We start from the raw sequence: 17,327 nt of genomic DNA, 5'->3' as shown, positions 1-17,327 counted from the left end.
TCAATTGAAAAATCAGGTCTTGCCCGTCAAACAGACAAGACCTGAAAAATAAATTATTTAACGTCTTTTGGTACTTCTGGTACTTCGATTTTGCCGTCAGCAACTTCAGTTTTAACTTCTTTAATTGCTGCTTTTGCATCGTCTGATAAGAAACCTTCAGTCAAGTCAACGCCACCGTCTTTAAGACCATATACCAAGTGTTCGCCACCAGGGAATTTGTCTTCTAAAGCACGGTTAGAAATATCTTGTACCGCAGCACCTACACCTTTAAGTGTAGAAGCTAATGTACAGTTATCGTCTTTACCATCAGAAGTTTGGAATTTACCTTCTGCTTCTTGATCACTATCCACACCTAAAACCCAAACTTTTTTGTCTTTTAATTCTGCTTCAGTAGATTTTTTGTTTAATTCTTTTGCTTCAGAGAAGACACCAGCACCAGTACCGCCAGAAGCGTGGAAAATTACGTCTACGCCGTCACGGTACATTGCTGCTGCTAAAGCTTTACCTTTAGCGGCATCGTTAAATGAAGCAGCATATTCGTTTTCGATTGTAATTTCTTTGTTTAATTTTTTCGCTGCATCTTTAACCCCTTGCGTAAAACCAGCATCGAAACGATCGATTACAGCACCTTCTTCACCACCGATGAAGCCGACTTTATTTGTTTTTGTCGTATAGGCTGCAGCATAACCTGCTAAATATGAAGCTTCGTTGTCTTTAAATGTTGCAGAAACAACGTTCTTTTTGCCATCAATAACACTATCAATAATAACGAAATTATTATCAGGGTTTTGATCTGCTGCTTGTCCGATTGAATCAGTTAATAAATACCCTACACCAAAGACTGTTTTGAAACCATTTGAAACGGCATTGTCAATGTTTGTTGTGTATTGAGATGCGTCGTTTGATTGGAAGTAGTTAAAACCACCCACACCTTTTTTCAAATTGTGTTCTTTACCCCAAGCTTGTAAACCTTCCCAAGCTGATTGGTTGAAAGAACGGTCATCGATTCCGCCGATGTCAGTTACGATTGCAGCACTATGTTTTGCATCTGTGCCCTTATCTGAACCGCCACCAGTGCTGTCTGTACTGTTACTTCCGCCGCCACCGCAGGCACCTAACAACATAATGGATGCTAACGCAACTGTTGCCAGACCAAATAATTTTGCTTTTTTCATTTCTGTAAAGCCCCCTAAAAGTAAGTTTTTTTTCAACAGTCTATTGACTGAATGAACATGTTTTAGCGACCAGTTGTTACTAGTCAAAATCTTTATCGGTAAAAGAATATGGTAATAATTCTCCTACTGTGGTTTCTTTTGTCACACCATGATCGCCAACTAACGTCACGGGCATCTCTGGTGAACAGAATTCTGCCATCACCTGCCGACAAGCGCCACATGGTGAAATTGGTTCTGGTGTATGTCCTGCTACTACTAAATGACTAAATTCTCTTTCGCCTTCTGATACGGCTTTAAAAAAGGCAGTCCGTTCGGCGCAGTTTGCTAGCCCATAAGAAGCATTTTCAATATTCAAACCTTGATAAATTTTCCCTGCTTTGGTGACTAAACACGCACCCACCGGAAAATGTGAGTAAGGCACGTAGGCTTTATCTAAAGCTTCGGTTGCCACGTTAATCCATTCTGTTTTTGCTTTCATTTTTCCACCTGACCTCAAATTTACCTATTGTAATCGTAATTGACGTTTAGTAAATTCAATCGAAATATCTTGTTTCATTTGTCCAAATTTTAGTAGCCGCCGCCTTGGGAGCCAGTCACGATTGCTACACTAGCCGAAGTACCCAGCCGGTTAGCACCCGCTTCTACCATTGCCATTGCTTCTTGTTCATTATGAATGCCCCCAGAAGCCTTCACACCCATTTCTGGTCCGACTGTTTGACGCATCAAGCGTACGTCTTCTACCACAGCCCCCCCAGTTGAAAAGCCAGTTGAAGTTTTCACAAAATCTGCTCCTGCTGCTTTAGCTAATTCACAAGCTTTTACGATTTCTTCGTTATTTAGTAGCGCTGTTTCAATAATCACTTTAACCAAGGCTTTATCTTTCGCTGCCTTTACCACCGCTTCAATATCTTGTTGAACTTTTTTAAATTGGGTAGATTTTAGCGCACCAATATTGATTACCATATCCACTTCATCTGCACCATTATTGATGGCATCTGTTGTTTCATAGGCTTTAACTTCTGATGTGTTTGCCCCTAAAGGAAAGCCAATCACCGTACAAACAGCTGTCGGTTCACCTTTTAACTGTTCTGCCGCAAAACTTACCCAAGTTGGGTTGATGCAGACAGAATAAAAATGGTATTGTTTTGCTTCTTCAATAATGCGTAACACATCTTCTTGTGTTGCGTCTGCTTTTAAAATTGTATGATCGATCATGCGATTTAATTCCATGTTTTGTACAACTCCCTAAATATTTTAATTGCTAAATTTTCTTTGAACTATAAAATAAATCAAATTTTTAATTAAAAACTCTTATTATGACTATTTTACCATGTATCTCGCAATTCAAAAAATGATTCTTGAAAAGGCAATCATTTCGTGATGATGTCGTGAATTAGCGGAGGTTCAGTGGCCGTCGCGCCAATTTCAATATTTTGATAAAGTAACGCTTCTACAGCGGCAACATCTTCTGTATTGCTGTAAATGGTCAGTAGTGCCTCGCCTTCAGCAACTTTATCGCCAATTTTTTTGTGCAATTTTAAACCGACAGCATAATCGATTTCATCTTCTTTTGTCTTACGACCTGCCCCTAAAAGCATTGCTGCAATGCCGATTTCATTGGCTACTAATTTTGTGACAACACCACTTTTTCTAGCTGGCAATTTTATTTCATATTGGGCAGTTAGTAAACGTTCTGGCTCATCTACGACGGTTTCATCTCCGCCTTGGTTTTTAATCATCTCTTTGAATTTCGTTAGTGCTTTACCAGAAGTCAGGGCTTCTTCTAACATTTTCCGCGCTTCTTGTAGCGTCTGAGCTTGTTTGGCTAACACGACCATTTGGCTGCCCAATGCATAACACATTTCTACTAAATCAGCCGGTCCAGCGCCTTTTAGCGTTTCAATCGCTTCAACGACTTCTAAGCTATTTCCAATTGCCTCACCTAAAGGTTGTGACATATCCGAAACAACCGCCATTACTTGACGATTAGCTAAATTGCCGATGCGCACCATCGTGTGGGCCAAGCGCCGTGCGTCTTTTATATCCCGCATAAAAGCACCATCACCAGTCGTAACATCTAAAACGATGGCATCCGCACCAGAAGCAATTTTTTTACTCATAATTGAGCTGGCAATTAACGGAATCGAGCTGACAGTTGCAGTGACGTCCCGCAAAGCGTAAAGTTTTTTATCCGCTGGCGCCAAATCACCTGATTGACCAATCACAGCCACTTTACTTTCGTTTACGATTTTAATAAATTCTTCGTCTGAAATTTCAATTTTAAAACCTGGGATGGCCTCTAATTTATCTAACGTTCCGCCAGTAAAGCCCAAACCACGACCAGACATTTTTGCAACAGGAACTCCCACACTTGCCACCAGTGGTGCGAGCACCAAAGTAGTAGTATCTCCCACCCCACCGGTAGAATGTTTATCTACTTTGATTCCTTCAATTGAAGATAAATCGATAACTTCTCCAGAATGTGCCATCGCTAAAGTTAAGTTCGTAATTTCTTCATCTGTCATATCTGTAAAATAAATCGCCATCAACAAAGCGCTCATTTGATAATCTGGAATATCACCATTTGTGTATTCTGTAATAATAAAGTCAATTTCTTCTTTAGATAACAATTGACCATCACGCTTCTTTTCGATTAAATCGACCATTCGCATGCCTTTTCCTCCTTAAGTCCAGTGTTATTATACAACAATAATTCAATTGGTAAACCACTTTAGTAAAACAGTTTACCTAATAAACCCCAACCTGTTAAAGCGCTTACAGGAGCAATATACTGTATTACTCCTCACTTGTCAAGGTCATCACACTCTCACGAATAATTAATTTAGTATCAAATACTTTATTCGGAATTCGTCGTTTGGGAAACTCGATTGCGTCGACTAAAAATTTAGCGGCGTAAAAACCAATATCAAAAGCTGGTTGCAAAACGGTAGTTAACGGAGGTGTCACGTATTCTGTCAAATTCAAGCCATCAAATCCAATCACCGAAATATCTTCTGGCACTTTTTTTCCTAATTCATAAATTGCCTGGTAACAGCCGATTGCCATCGAATCATTGCTACAAAAAATAGCTGTTAATTCTTTTTGTCGCAATAGTTCCTTAGCAGCTTGGTAACCACCAGCTACTGTTAACTCATTTTCTACCACATAGCGTCCTTTATAGGCGATACCGTGATCTTTTAAGCAATGGCGATACCCATTAAACCTCTCTTGCAATTGGTAATAGCCGGTACTTTCTTTTAGCATACCGATGTTTTGGTGTCCTTGTGAGATAAGATAACTTACGGCTTGATAAGCACCTTCGTAATCTTTGACAATTAAACGGCCATTGCTGCGTTGGTTAATCCCGCGATCAATTAAAATCGTCGGCATGTTGTGATAAATTGGGCTCCCAATTTCATAGCCACTTGGCAATAAATGCGGCGTTGCAAATAAAACCCCGTCTACTGAACGGTGACTAAGTTCTTCTAAATACGTAATCTCTTTTTCTTGGCTTTGTTGGGAGTTACACAAAATAATCATATAGCCAAGCGGATTAACATAACGTTCTGCCCCTTCGACTACTTTTGAGAAGAAAAAATCTGTCACATCTGGAATAATCATCCCAATTGTTTTTGAGCGACGATTAATCAAATTAGACGCAAAAAAATCAGGCTTATAGTGATATTTATTTACGATATCCCAGACCCGTTGTCTGGTTTCATTACTAAAGCGCGTCCCTTTATTATTTAAAATTTGCGAAACCGTTGTCACAGATACCCCTGCCATTTCCGCAATTTGTTTAATGGTCATCTTCATTTTAATCCCCCCACAAGCCCTAGTGTACCAAAATCTACTTTAAAAAAATAGCGGGTGAATTATTCTTGCGACAAATTTTCTGATGTCTTTTTACCTCATGAAAATAAAGTAATGAAAAACTTTTCCCAAAATTTTCAGCAGCTAAAAAGACCTCTATAGAAAAAACTACAGAGGTCTTTTTTATCGAATTATCAACTGATGTGGAATTGTTATTTGCGCTTTTTTTTCATCATAAAAAAGTTGGAAGGCTGCTTTGCCACATTGCTTTAATTGATGATCAACGGTTGAAAAATGAAGGAGTTGGCTCACCAATAAATTTTCCCGACCAATGACCAAAGGCTGTGCATTTGAAGGGTATTGCGCTAAAATCATCGCGGCGACTTCATCGCCGTTGGTGATAATTCCATCCACTGCTTGCTCTTTAAAAAATTCTGCCGCTTGAATGCCGTCTTCAGCATGAATACAGTCCCAAAAAATGTTGTCTGCTGAAAAATTAGGAAAGTATTTTTGGCTTTGTTCAATGGTTAAAATAGAATTACCACTTATGCGCTTACTGCGCCCTAGCGTTAAACCCAAGCGCTTCACCCCTTGTTCTTTTAAGTAGAGGATGCTTTCTTTTAATGATTTAGCCAAATCAATGGCAACATAACTGATTTCTTTTAAGCCAGAAGCCTCACAAAAAACAATATTATTTTTTTTAAGGTAAGGTAAAAAAACATCCATGTGATTGGCTCTGGTTGTCACGATTAACCCGTCAAAACTTTTAGCTGCTAACTCTTCTAAATAACTTTTTTCTAGCTTTTTATCATAATTAGTTGGCAGTAATGTAATTTTATATTGGTGGGCAAAAGCGGCCCGCATAATGCCTTTTAATAACTGATTATAAAAAGGATGATCTACAAAAGGGACAATGACCCCCACATTACGCGTCCGGCCTTTACTTAAATTTTGCGCAGTCCGATTCGGTTTATAATCCAGCTCTGCCATTACCTGCAAAACTTTTTGTCGCTTATCTTCTGCCACATAGGGATGATTGTTGATCACCCGTGAAATGGTCGTCACCGAATAACCCGTTAGCTTTGCAATATCGCGGATGTTTGCCACTTTTCCCACCTCGTCTCTTACCTGTTATACAGCTACTTGTAATTGATTATATAAATAGTCTATCACAGCAAGCCCCGCTTCATAAACTTGGCAACTCATCTCATCTTTGCCAAATGAAAAACGTCGTCCGCCATAATATTCATCAAAAACTTGCCAATCTAAATCACAAATCTTCTCAGATAAAATTTGGCGTGCTTGTAGGCCGCTGACATCATGTAAATTAAGTTTTCCCGCTGAGACTTCCACTTGCACATAATAAAGCTGGGTACAACCATTTTTAGTTAATTTCACATACGTAAACATCTTTCATTCCCCCTATTTTTTGTTTCATATTTAACATTATAAAAAAGCACTTTCTTTGCTTTCTTCCAACTACATTTAGAGCATAATGTATGAAACTCGTTTCAGAGCAAGGAAAAAGTTTATTTTTTTTTACAGCAAAAAAACAACTTTTCCCATTTGAATTTTCCTGGGAAAAGTTGCTTTTTATTCATTAATCTTCTTTTACACTTTGCAAAATATAATAGCCTTTGTCTTTTGTTAAAATTTCACAGTTGCCAAAGACTGCTTGCATTTTTTTTTCGGCGCTAGGAGCACCTTGTTTTTTTTGAATGACCACAGTCAATGTGCCGCCTGGCATAAGTAAGGGATAGGCATCGCTTAAGATAGCATGAACAACTTTTTTACCGGCACGAATTGGCGGGTTACTTAAAATTGCAGCATAGCTTGTCTTTTTTACGTCTGCATAAATGTCACTTTCATGAATGTCGACATTTTCAATTTGATTGCGGCTCGCATTGCCACATGCCAAGTCAATTGCCCGCTCGTTAACATCCACCATTTCAACAAAGCGATCGGTTGTCGCCGCTATCGCCAACCCAATCGGGCCATAGCCGCAGCCGACATCAAGCAATGCTCCGGCGGGCAAATTATTAGCAGTAAAGGTTTCAATTAAAACTCTCGAACCATAATCGATTGTATTGCGGGAAAAAACGCCGCTATCGGTCACAAAGCGCAATCTGCGCCCTTTTAGTTCAAAATCAAATTCAGCAAAGTCGTGGGCTGCATTGGGTTGATTGGTATAATAATGATCACTCATAATTTCATCCTAATAGTTTATTTTTAATATCCCGCGCAATTAGCGCTCCTAATAGATGATACCCGAATTTTGATGGATGTAAACCATCACTTTGTAAAAATTCAGCTGGATCTGGGTAAACTTCCATATGATGATACATATCAATGTAGTTCACACCAGTTTCTTGTGCGATATCTTTTGCCATTGCAATATATTTCACGAGTGTTTCTTTATTTCCGGCGGTTTTAATCGTCAGATCTACCCAGCTTGGGCCAACTAAAATGACTTTTTCAGCTGGAAAAGCCGTAATCATTTTTTTCAAGTTTTCGCCGTATTCTTTCACGTTCTCGCGATTGTTGATAGCATCATTAATGCCAACATTAATTGCGACAAAATCAGGATTTTCAGCTTCTGCTTTAGGTAATTGTTCCAAAGCTGTAGCACTTGACGCACCACGTTCTCCCAAATTAACGACCGTATAATCTGGAAAGCCCATCCCTGTTAGTGTATCTGTCACATATTCATTTAATAAGTCTGTGACTTGCCCTTCAAAAAAACCGGCTGCGATACTATCGCCTATTATTACAATTTTTTTCATGTTCCTCGCTCCTTTAAAATTTTTTTAAATTCAACGTAAACCTATTTTACAGCTTGCCCTGAAATATCATCCATCTTTATACTAGCAGAAAGACCGTTAAACTGCATTTATTTGTGTTTTTACTGATAATAGCGACCATTATGTGTTAAAATGTTCGCGAAGTCCTAGCGCATATTGTCATATCCGCTATGGAAATGTTGTTGGCTTTTTCTGAAAAATAGCCAAAAGGAGTCGCTCATGGAGGAAAAAATGAATTACTACAAAATTTCCCGTCAAGAATGGCAGGGATTTTACAATAGTAACAATATGCCCTTAACCCAAGAAGAATTGGATGGCATCAAGAGTCTAAATGACCGCCTATCGATGCAAGATGTCGAGGATGTTTACATTCCGTTGTGTCATTTGATTCATTTATATATGAAAGAAGCAGAATCACTCAACTTAAGTAAAGGTCTCTTCTTACATCGTTATGTCAAAACACCACCTTTTATTATCGGAATTGCTGGTTCAGTGGCGGTGGGAAAATCAACCACTGCTCGCCTAGTCCAAACATTACTTTCGCGGCTATTTCCTCGACGTAATGTTCAACTAATTACAACCGATGGATTTTTATACCCAAACCAAGTATTAGCTCAAAAAGGGATCATGGATCGCAAAGGTTTTCCCGAAAGTTACGACATGGAACGTTTGATCCAGTTTTTAAATGAAGTAAAATCTGGCAAGAATTCCATTCAAGTACCTGTTTATTCCCATAATGTTTACGATATTATCCCCAATGAATTTGAATTGATTGAACAACCAGATATTTTAATTGTCGAAGGGATTAATACGCTACAACTGCCACAAAACCAACAAATTTACGTTAGCGACTTTTTTGATTTCTCACTTTTTGTCGATGCTAAGCCCGAATTAATTGAACAATGGTATTTGGAACGTTTTGAGCAATTACTGGATACCGCCTTTTTAGATCCAACCAATTATTATTATCAATTTGCCATTGGCGATCGCAAAAAAGCGGTTAAAATGGCTGAAAGCGTCTGGCAAAATGTGAATTTGAAGAATTTAGAAGAGTACATCTTGCCTACTAGAAGCAGAGCAGATATAATTCTCCATAAAACAAACCATCATTTAATTGATGAAATCTATTTGCGAAAATATTGATTTTATTTTCATGCCTGTTAAACTGCTTGTAAGAAGCTTACTTCTTTACAATAAATAATCTGAAGAATCGAGGGATTTAACTGTGACAAATGTTGACCACCTGCCGACAGTCGAAAAGATTATCGTTTTGGACTATGGTAGCCAGTACAACCAATTGATTACACGCCGCATTCGTGAATTTGGTGTCTTTTCTGAATTGATGAGCCACAAAATCACTGCAGAAGAAGTCAAAGCCATTAATCCAAAGGGAATTATTCTTTCCGGCGGACCAAACAGCGTTTATGATGAAGGCGCCTTTGGCATTGATGAAGAGATTTTGAAATTGGGAATCCCAGTTCTAGGTATTTGTTACGGCATGCAGCTAATCACTTATAAATTAGGTGGTAAGGTTGAGCCCGCGTTAAACAAAGAATACGGTAAAGCTGAATTAGAAGTAACTGCCGATGACGCAGAACTTTTTGTCGGTACACCGAAAAAACAAAACGTTTGGATGAGCCACGGTGATTTGGTAACACAAACACCAGCAGGTTTTGAAGTTGTAGCAACAAGTAAAGATTGCCCAATCGCTTCTATCCAAAATAAAGAAGACAAAATTTACGGTATCCAATTTCATGCTGAAGTTCGTCACTCTGAATACGGCAATGAATTATTGCGTCACTTTGCAATGGATGTCTGCCAATGTAAAGGCGACTGGTCAATGGATAACTTCATCGAAATGCAAATTGCACAGATCCGTGAAACTGTCGGTGATAAAAAAGTATTACTTGGATTATCCGGCGGCGTTGACTCCTCTGTTGTTGGCGTCTTATTACAAAAAGCCATTGGGGACCAACTAACGTGTATCTTCGTTGACCACGGTCTTTTACGTAAAGATGAAGGCAAACAAGTAATGGAAAGCCTTGGCGGTAAATTTGGCTTAAACATCATTAAAGTTGATGCTCGTGATCGTTTCTTAGACAAATTAAAAGGTGTTTCTGACCCTGAACAAAAACGTAAAATTATCGGTAACGAATTCGTCTATGTCTTTGATGACGAAGCAACAAAACTTGCCGGTGAAGAAGGTATCTCATTTTTAGCTCAAGGTACTCTTTACACTGACGTCATTGAATCTGGTACTGAAACAGCACAAACCATTAAGTCTCACCACAATGTTGGCGGTCTACCAGAAGATATGCAATTTAAATTAATCGAACCATTAAACACGTTATTCAAAGACGAAGTGCGGGAATTAGGAACACAGCTTGGCATGCCTGACGCTATCGTTTGGCGTCAACCATTTCCAGGCCCTGGTCTTGGCATTCGTGTCTTAGGTGAATTAACCGAAGAAAAATTAGAAGTCGTGCGAGAATCAGATGCTATCTTACGAGAAGAAATCGCCGCAGCCGGCCTTGACCGTGACATTTGGCAATACTTCACTGTCTTACCTGGTATTCGCTCAGTTGGCGTAATGGGAGACGGCCGTACGTATGATTACACTGTCGGTATTCGTGCCGTTACTTCAATCGACGGCATGACAGCAGACTTTGCTCGTATCCCTTGGGATGTCTTACAAAAAATCTCTGTCCGCATCGTCAACGAAGTAGACCACGTAAATCGAATCGTGTACGATATTACCTCTAAGCCACCTGCAACTGTGGAGTGGGAATAATGAAGTAACCTTATAAGGTTTCGGAATGTTGATTTAACAGCATTTAGCTTAATGTAGAATGGATAAAAAGAGCCTATTTTCATTAGGTTCCCCGCCAAAATCCCGCCAGAGAATTCTGCCGGGATTTTATTTAGGCTTGATTTTATAAGGTTTTCAAGTGATATATTTTCAAAGAATAAATAAATCCCGCCAAAATAGCACTATCGAAAATAAAATGAAAAGATACTCTTCTATATCTAGAAAAAGTATCTTTTAGATTTATTTACTGTTTGTAAATTTGCAAAAATTTAATATCGAAGAATTTCTTTCTCTAAAAATTAATTCAAAAGAATAATTACATAGTTAATAGTAGACACTATCATGAGCAGTCCATTATTCAATATGTGTACTAAAATTGAATCTGCTATATTCCTTCTTCTCAAGTAAGCTAGATATAGTACGGCTCCAATTGAAAAATACATTAAGAAAGTGATGATATTTTCACTACCATGCAAAAAGGAAAATATTACCGAAGTAACAATTAAAGGCAAAAACTTTCTATGTTTGAAAAAGAGAAGATTAGTAAAAATTCCTCGAAATACTAGCTCTTCAATGATTGGGGCAATTATTCCAATACATACGTTAAAAATAATGAAGTATATTGGATAGATTTTTGCGGGATCATTACTTTGTAGGGCTGCATCATTTGCGGACATATTCTGTTGATACACAGCCTGTAGTGCTAAAGTGCCAACTACTGCGATTATACGCAAAAGAATGAAGAATAGTAGTCCGATACCAATATCTTTTAAGCGGAGACGCTTGACTGTATCAGTCGTATGACGGATATAGTACGCCCAAAGCCATTTGATTGTAAATATAGTGAATGCAATCCATACACCCACTAAAATCCACCTAAGGAAGATAGGAGTTTTCTCTTGTGTCACATTCAAAACCATGCTCAAATTAATAGGCATTATTGCCCATATGATAAAGCCAAACAGTTTTAAACAGTTAATTATTCTTGTTTTAAGCGTTGGATAAATAAGGGGACTCTCCATAAAATCATACTCTCCTTGTCAAGTTCTCAATGTAGTGTAACTTCGCTCGGTTATTTTCATGTAAGTTTTTTTGTTACTTCCTAATTTTCTTCTGATTTCTTTAGATAACCAATAAAAAGTGATCCAGTGAGAAACAGAAAAGCTAATCCGATTGTGGTTAAGGAAGACTTCTTTTCACTCAATTTCGGAAGGGTTGCTTCAATATTAGAATTACTATTAGTTTCATTTTTTGATTGGGACAATTTAATATTATGAATTACGTTATGTTTTTCAGAAACACTATCTGTAGTGGAGAGCTCAATTTGATTTCTCTTTTTGTGAGTTTGTAACGTTGAGTTCACTGAGCTTGTATCAGATGTTTTTACAGGTGTAACAATTTCATTTTCTTGTACGTCTTTGATATCCGAACTATCAGAATCGGTGGGAAGCTCGACTAGTTCTTCATCTGGTTCATTCGCTGGGTTTTCTTTATTTTGGTAGAGAAAATTGTATAGTTCCTGTCCAGAAATTTCACCACCAACCCATGCACTAAGAACTTGTCCATCTTTTATATACATAGTTGTTGGTGTTCCTGGAATACCAATTTTTACAAAAATTAAATCAGCGGCTTGTTCGTCAAAGTCTGAACCATCGATGTCATAATAACTGAGTGTATCTCCAATTAACTCATTAAATTTTTTTAACTCAGGCGAGAATTGACGACAATAGTAGCAAGTGGGTCGTCCTATGTATAGCACGGTCTCACCCTCTGTATAGAACAAGTTTTCGACATCAGTGATTGATATTTTATTGAAATCAGCAACATTTTCCATATACTCATCCACAGAAACTTCTTCATCGGTATTTAGAGTAGAATCATTTACAATTTCAGACTCCTTAGAGTCTTCTGACTCATTTTGAATAGTTGTTTCTGTTATAGGTTTCTGTATAGGTTCCTGACTTTCTGACGGTTCATTTAAAGTCGCTTCTTCTTGAATAATTTCTTCATTGCTCTTTGTTGGTGCTAAAGTGTCACTAGTTTCTTCTACGGTGAGTACACTACTATCTGTACTTACCTCAGAATCAACAGAAAAATCTTTATTTTCTTGTTGATCAGAAGTGCTATTGCTGTTATCGTTTGACGAATCGGAAAAATCTGATTGCTTTTGCGGAATCAATTCGTCATTATTTTGAATCTCATTTTCGATTTGAATCTCCCGTTCACTATCAGATGTATCCATTGTTGTAGCATAGGAAATTTGTGTTATAAAAATAAAACACAAAAATAGTGAGAGAGAACCAATTGACTTAACTAGCTTCATATAAGTACCTTCCTTCTTGTTTTGATCAAATAAGAATGTATTATCAAAAATTGCTGTAATGTGTATAGATTTACCGCATACTTAGTAGTACAAAGAATTTTCTAAAAAAAGGATTTATTTCTTATGTCAAGATATTATCTAATGAAAAAATTTGCTATTTTCTCTAGAATGTCAACAATTACAAAAGGAGCAGTTTTTAACAAACTACTCCTTTTGCTTTTAGAAATAGAATATTGTTTCAGATATATTTGCCTAATAGGGATAAGACAAATTACAAAAATAAATAGAATGAAAAGGAAGAAACCCATTATTCTGCAACCTCCATAATGTCACATTCACACATTGTGCATCCTCCAGTACCCCTGTACATATCAGATTTAAAATACTGCATTAATAATGCTTCCTGTTCTCTTATTTCTTTTTATGATAGTCAGGATATTTCAAGGATAGGTAGCAAAAGACCATGAAGAAAACAGCACCAACTGTAATAAAAATGGCGTCTCCATTTTGTATACCAATCCCGCCAAAAATTAAAGCTCCAACGAACGATCCGGAAAATTGAAATATCTTCTTTACTTCCATGCTTAACAATGGGAAGAAATTTCGATGAAAGCTCCTGCTGTTGCCGCACCGACCAAGTATCCTGCAACTGGACCACCGATTGCTGTAGCAGCTGCGGAATAAATACCGCCAATTGCAAAACCTGCAAATCCTACGCCCCACTCACAAGCATTTGCTCCACCTTCAACCATTTCTAATTCTTCAAAAGATACGTTTTCAAAATGTGATAGGTTTTCCATATAGATTCCTCCTAGTGTTTATTATTTTTTTCATTCTTAGTGCAAGTTTCTTTTTTTGAAGATGCTTTTGATTTAAAAGTAACTAGTAAACCTATGAAAAAACCTAGCAGAAGATACCCAAGCATCTTCATCAAATTACCACCAACAAGTAGCACCATATGCGACAGCACCACCTGCACCACCAAGGATTCCACCAGCTGCCCATCCGGCTACCGTGCCAACAACAGGTAATGTTACTGATCCGCCAAACGCACCGCCGATAGCACCACCAATAGCTCCGGAAACAGCTGCATTTCCGGCTCCTTGCCAACTGCATCCACCTCCATCAATCACGCTTAGCTCTTCAAAAGATACGTTTTCAAAATGTGATAAGTTTTCCATGTAGATTCCTCCTAGTAATTTATATTCTTTTTTTCCTTTTTTAAAGAAAAGACAAGGGCAACAGATAATAAAATCATTCCAATAATATTTAACATCAACTTAAAATGATTAAAACTATTATTGGAAATCATAGCATCAATATTCAATACTCCCATTAAAAAAAGAATATTGAATGTCAAAATAATACTTGTCTTTCTTTTCATCTGTAATGGTATTTTAATCAGCCTACTTTATCTCTTTCTTGTAGAAAATGTTATTTGAGCTACGTCTAAAGCAAAAAATCAAATAGTTGCGCAACTATTATGAACTTATTATTTTATTAAGAGTGACAACAATTATTTATAGTTATTTAGGATAAAAATAGTTATTGTCGCAAACATTGGAGGACAGTAGCAAAATCCCCACAATAGACTCTTAAGCTTTCTATTTTTTTTAGTCCTGTTGATAACGAATTCAAGAATAACAGAGTAAGCAATAAAAAAAACCGATATTAATAAATAGGTGTTGACACCAACAGTAAATTTATTTGTAAGTAAATACGAGAAAAATAAAAATAGAAAGAATTGATAAGTTGATAAAAAATATTGTTTAATTTTTAGCTTAACAAAGTAAAGATCCCGCATAATATGCACCGCCAACAGCAGCGCCTACTATCCAACCTGCTGGGCCAGTGACGCCTAGGGCAGATGCTGCTATACCATACAGTGTTGTATGAGCTAGCCCAGCTCCTCCAATAACGGCAGAACATAATCCAGAATTTTTTCCACCACCATTAACTACTTCTAGCTCGGTCAGGGATAGTTCTTCAAATTCCATTTTCATATTCATAATATATCTCTCCTTAAAGTATTTTTTATAGTTGCACAACTATTACGCTCTCAACTTACCATGCTCTTTTCACTTCTACAATCTCAATATCCTAAAACGATATTTTGCATTCCTGAACGGGAAGTAGTTTTGTTAAGGTGATTTTTTGCCCGTTCAGGAATGCAAAATGTCTGATTATGATAATCGGCTTTTTCTTTTACTTCTTTTGGGGAATAATTAGAAAAAAGTATTGGAGGCTATGAAGATGGGATATCCATATGTTGCACAAGTCGATATGAGGGATTGTGGTGTTGCGGCTTTGTCTATGGTCTTGAGGCGATATGGTACACGAGTGTCACTGGCTCGATTAAGGGAGTTGGCGAAAACCAGTGCAGAAGGTACAACCGCTCTGGGAATCATTGAAGCCGCAAAAGCTCTGTGTTTTGAAACAAAAGCCATCAAGGCGGATATGTCACTGTTTGAGATTTCCGATATTTCATTTCCTTTTATCGTCCATGTATTAAAAGACGAGAAACTGTTACACTACTACACAATTTTCGGTGCAAAGAAGAATCATTTAATTATTGGTGATCCTGATCCGACAATAAAAATAAAAAAAGTAAGTAAGGATCAATTTAGTAAGGAATGGACAGGGGTAGCGATCTTTGTTGCTCCTGCTCCTGAATACACTCCCCGAAAAGATAAAAGTAATGGACTCTTAAATTTTGTTCCACTCTTGTTGAAACAGAGGAGTCTGATTCGAAATATCATTATTGCTGCACTTCTAGTAACTCTGATTAACATTGTCGGTTCGTACTACATGCAAGGATTGATTGACACCTATATTCCAGATCAGATGAAGTCTACATTAGGAATTATTTCATTAGGTCTAATCGCTGCGTATATCGTTCAAAAAATACTCAGTTTCGCTCAGACGTACCTACTGAATGTCATGGGACAACGTCTATCTATTGATGTTATTCTTTCCTATATTCGTCATATTTTTGAATTACCCATGTCTTTTTTCTCTACTAGAAGAACAGGCGAAATTATTTCTCGTTTTACAGATGCAAATTCGATTATTGATGCTTTAGCAAGTACTATTGTGTCACTTTTTTTAGATGTATCCATTGTATTGATTGTTTCTTCAATTCTACTAATGCAAAACTTTCAGCTATTTTTATTAACGCTTCTTTCTATCCCAATTTACGTTCTTATCATTTTTATTTACATTAAACCGTTTGAACGGATGAATCATCAAGTGATGGAAGCAAATTCAATTTTAAGTTCATCAATTATTGAGGATATAAATGGTATTGAAACAATCAAATCGTTAACCAGTGAATCGACACGCTATCAAAAAATTGATCGAGAATTTGTAGACTATTTGACGAAATCATTTAAATACAATACCGCACAGGCTGTTCAAACGGCAATAAAGCAAGGCGCTCAACTTATCTTAAACATTGTCATTCTGTGGGTGGGCGCCCACCTTGTTATGGATGGAAAGATTACTATTGGGCAACTGATTACCTACAATACTTTATTGACGTACTTCACGAATCCACTTGAAAATATCATTAATTTGCAGACAAAACTTCAAGCCGCAAAGGTGGCTAATACTCGATTGAATGAAGTGTATCTTGTGGAATCTGAATTTGAAGAAAAGAAAGCTGTTCAAGACGCCATGCTTTTAGACGGTGATCTTACAATTGAAAACGTCTCGTATAAGTATGGCTTTGGTCGCAATACATTGTCCAATATCAATTTAACCGTACAAGTTGGTTCAAAAATTAGCTTTGTAGGTGTGAGTGGATCAGGTAAAACAACGTTGGCAAAATTATTGGTCAATTTCTACGATGTGACGGAAGGTGAAATAAAGCTTAACGGAACAAATATCAAACAGATAGATAAAAGTCTGCTAAGAAAGCATATTAATTACTTACCGCAACAACCCTATGTATTCAGCGGCACAATTCTGGAAAACATCTTGCTTGGAGCTAAAGAAGGTGTGACGCAAGAAGAAATTATACAAGCGGTTGAAATTGCAGAGATACGAAAAGACATTGAACAAATGCCAATGAACTATCAAACTGAGTTAACCTCTGATGGAATTGGTATTTCTGGTGGTCAGAAGCAACGAATTGCACTTGCTAGAGCATTACTGTCGGAAAGTCCAATTATGATTTTGGATGAAGCAACAAGTAGTTTAGATATTCTAACGGAGAAGAAAATTATTGATAATTTATTAGCCTTACCTGATAAAACGATCATCTTTATTGCTCATAGGCTCACAATCGCTGAACGGACTGAAAAGATCATTGTTTTAGAACAAGGTAAAATGATTGAAACAGGAAATCATAAAGAACTCCTTGAAAAGAGAGGGTTCTATCATCAATTATGTAATACCTAAAGGAG

18 protein-coding genes are annotated in these 17,327 nt (G+C 37.3%); 3 read left to right on the top strand and 15 right to left on the bottom strand.

What is annotated here, in order from left to right; all coding sequences use genetic code 11:
• Positions 1-53: 53 nt before the first annotated feature.
• The 9 genes from JZO76_RS06580 to JZO76_RS06540 form a co-directional block, all read right to left on the bottom strand.
• Positions 54-1,175 (bottom strand): BMP family lipoprotein, encoded by a 1,122-nt coding sequence (locus JZO76_RS06580; RefSeq protein WP_206903358.1) that lies wholly within the window; start codon positions 1,173-1,175, stop codon positions 54-56.
• A 79-nt stretch (positions 1,176-1,254) separates the two neighbouring features.
• Positions 1,255-1,653 (bottom strand): cytidine deaminase, encoded by a 399-nt coding sequence (locus JZO76_RS06575; protein WP_206903357.1) that lies wholly within the window; start codon positions 1,651-1,653, stop codon positions 1,255-1,257.
• A gap of 89 nt (positions 1,654-1,742) precedes the next feature.
• The gene (gene deoC / locus JZO76_RS06570; protein ID WP_206903356.1) at positions 1,743-2,405 is read right to left on the bottom strand and encodes a deoxyribose-phosphate aldolase; all 663 of its coding nucleotides are present in this window, start codon (positions 2,403-2,405) and stop codon (positions 1,743-1,745) included.
• A gap of 140 nt (positions 2,406-2,545) precedes the next feature.
• Entirely contained in the window at positions 2,546-3,847 is a 1,302-nt protein-coding gene (locus tag JZO76_RS06565; RefSeq protein ID WP_206903355.1) for a pyrimidine-nucleoside phosphorylase, read from the bottom strand.
• Between the two features lie 124 nt (positions 3,848-3,971).
• Entirely contained in the window at positions 3,972-4,991 is a 1,020-nt protein-coding gene (locus JZO76_RS06560; protein WP_206903354.1) for a LacI family DNA-binding transcriptional regulator, read from the bottom strand.
• Positions 4,992-5,171: 180 nt separating this feature from the next.
• On the bottom strand, positions 5,172-6,095 hold the full coding sequence (locus JZO76_RS06555) for a LacI family DNA-binding transcriptional regulator (protein ID WP_206903353.1): 924 nt from the start codon (positions 6,093-6,095) through the stop codon (positions 5,172-5,174).
• Between the two features lie 24 nt (positions 6,096-6,119).
• Entirely contained in the window at positions 6,120-6,398 is a 279-nt protein-coding gene (locus tag JZO76_RS06550) for a hypothetical protein (protein ID WP_206903352.1), read from the bottom strand.
• 190 nt (positions 6,399-6,588) lie between these two features.
• The gene (locus tag JZO76_RS06545; RefSeq protein ID WP_206903351.1) at positions 6,589-7,194 is read right to left on the bottom strand and encodes a class I SAM-dependent methyltransferase; all 606 of its coding nucleotides are present in this window, start codon (positions 7,192-7,194) and stop codon (positions 6,589-6,591) included.
• Between the two features lie 4 nt (positions 7,195-7,198).
• Positions 7,199-7,771, bottom strand: coding sequence for an SGNH/GDSL hydrolase family protein (locus tag JZO76_RS06540; protein ID WP_206903350.1), 573 nt, complete (start codon positions 7,769-7,771; stop codon positions 7,199-7,201).
• A 237-nt stretch (positions 7,772-8,008) separates the two neighbouring features.
• Here JZO76_RS06540 and coaA point away from each other — a divergent pair, with 237 nt between their 5' ends.
• Positions 8,009-8,932, top strand: a complete 924-nt coding sequence (coaA, locus tag JZO76_RS06535) for a type I pantothenate kinase (protein ID WP_206903349.1) — start codon at positions 8,009-8,011, stop codon at positions 8,930-8,932.
• Positions 8,933-9,014: 82 nt separating this feature from the next.
• On the top strand, positions 9,015-10,580 hold the full coding sequence (guaA, locus tag JZO76_RS06530) for a glutamine-hydrolyzing GMP synthase (protein WP_206903348.1): 1,566 nt from the start codon (positions 9,015-9,017) through the stop codon (positions 10,578-10,580).
• A 317-nt stretch (positions 10,581-10,897) separates the two neighbouring features.
• On the opposite strand, the gene JZO76_RS06525 is transcribed toward guaA, so the two are convergent.
• From JZO76_RS06525 to JZO76_RS06500, 6 genes are all read right to left on the bottom strand, one after another.
• Positions 10,898-11,620: a CPBP family intramembrane glutamic endopeptidase gene (locus JZO76_RS06525; protein ID WP_206903347.1), complete on the bottom strand. Its 723-nt coding sequence runs from the start codon at positions 11,618-11,620 to the stop codon at positions 10,898-10,900.
• An 80-nt stretch (positions 11,621-11,700) separates the two neighbouring features.
• Positions 11,701-12,921, bottom strand: coding sequence for a hypothetical protein (locus tag JZO76_RS06520; RefSeq protein WP_206903346.1), 1,221 nt, complete (start codon positions 12,919-12,921; stop codon positions 11,701-11,703).
• A 411-nt stretch (positions 12,922-13,332) separates the two neighbouring features.
• Positions 13,333-13,503 (bottom strand): hypothetical protein, encoded by a 171-nt coding sequence (locus JZO76_RS06515; RefSeq protein WP_206903345.1) that lies wholly within the window; start codon positions 13,501-13,503, stop codon positions 13,333-13,335.
• 2 nt (positions 13,504-13,505) lie between these two features.
• A complete protein-coding gene (locus JZO76_RS06510; RefSeq protein ID WP_206903344.1) occupies positions 13,506-13,721 on the bottom strand; it encodes a Blp family class II bacteriocin in 216 nt (71 codons plus the stop codon).
• A 135-nt stretch (positions 13,722-13,856) separates the two neighbouring features.
• Complete coding sequence (locus tag JZO76_RS06505; RefSeq protein ID WP_206903343.1) at positions 13,857-14,102, bottom strand: Blp family class II bacteriocin; 246 nt, start codon at positions 14,100-14,102, stop codon at positions 13,857-13,859.
• Between the two features lie 600 nt (positions 14,103-14,702).
• Positions 14,703-14,930 (bottom strand): hypothetical protein, encoded by a 228-nt coding sequence (locus JZO76_RS06500; protein WP_206903342.1) that lies wholly within the window; start codon positions 14,928-14,930, stop codon positions 14,703-14,705.
• 238 nt (positions 14,931-15,168) lie between these two features.
• Here JZO76_RS06500 and JZO76_RS06495 point away from each other — a divergent pair, with 238 nt between their 5' ends.
• Complete coding sequence (locus tag JZO76_RS06495) at positions 15,169-17,322, top strand: peptide cleavage/export ABC transporter (protein WP_206903341.1); 2,154 nt, start codon at positions 15,169-15,171, stop codon at positions 17,320-17,322.
• The last annotated feature ends 5 nt before the right edge of the window (positions 17,323-17,327 follow it).

It is taken from the genome of Candidatus Enterococcus myersii (assembly GCF_017316025.1).
GTDB lineage: Bacteria > Bacillota > Bacilli > Lactobacillales > Enterococcaceae > Enterococcus_C > Enterococcus_C montenegrensis.
This window is presented reverse-complemented; position numbering and strand designations above follow the sequence as displayed.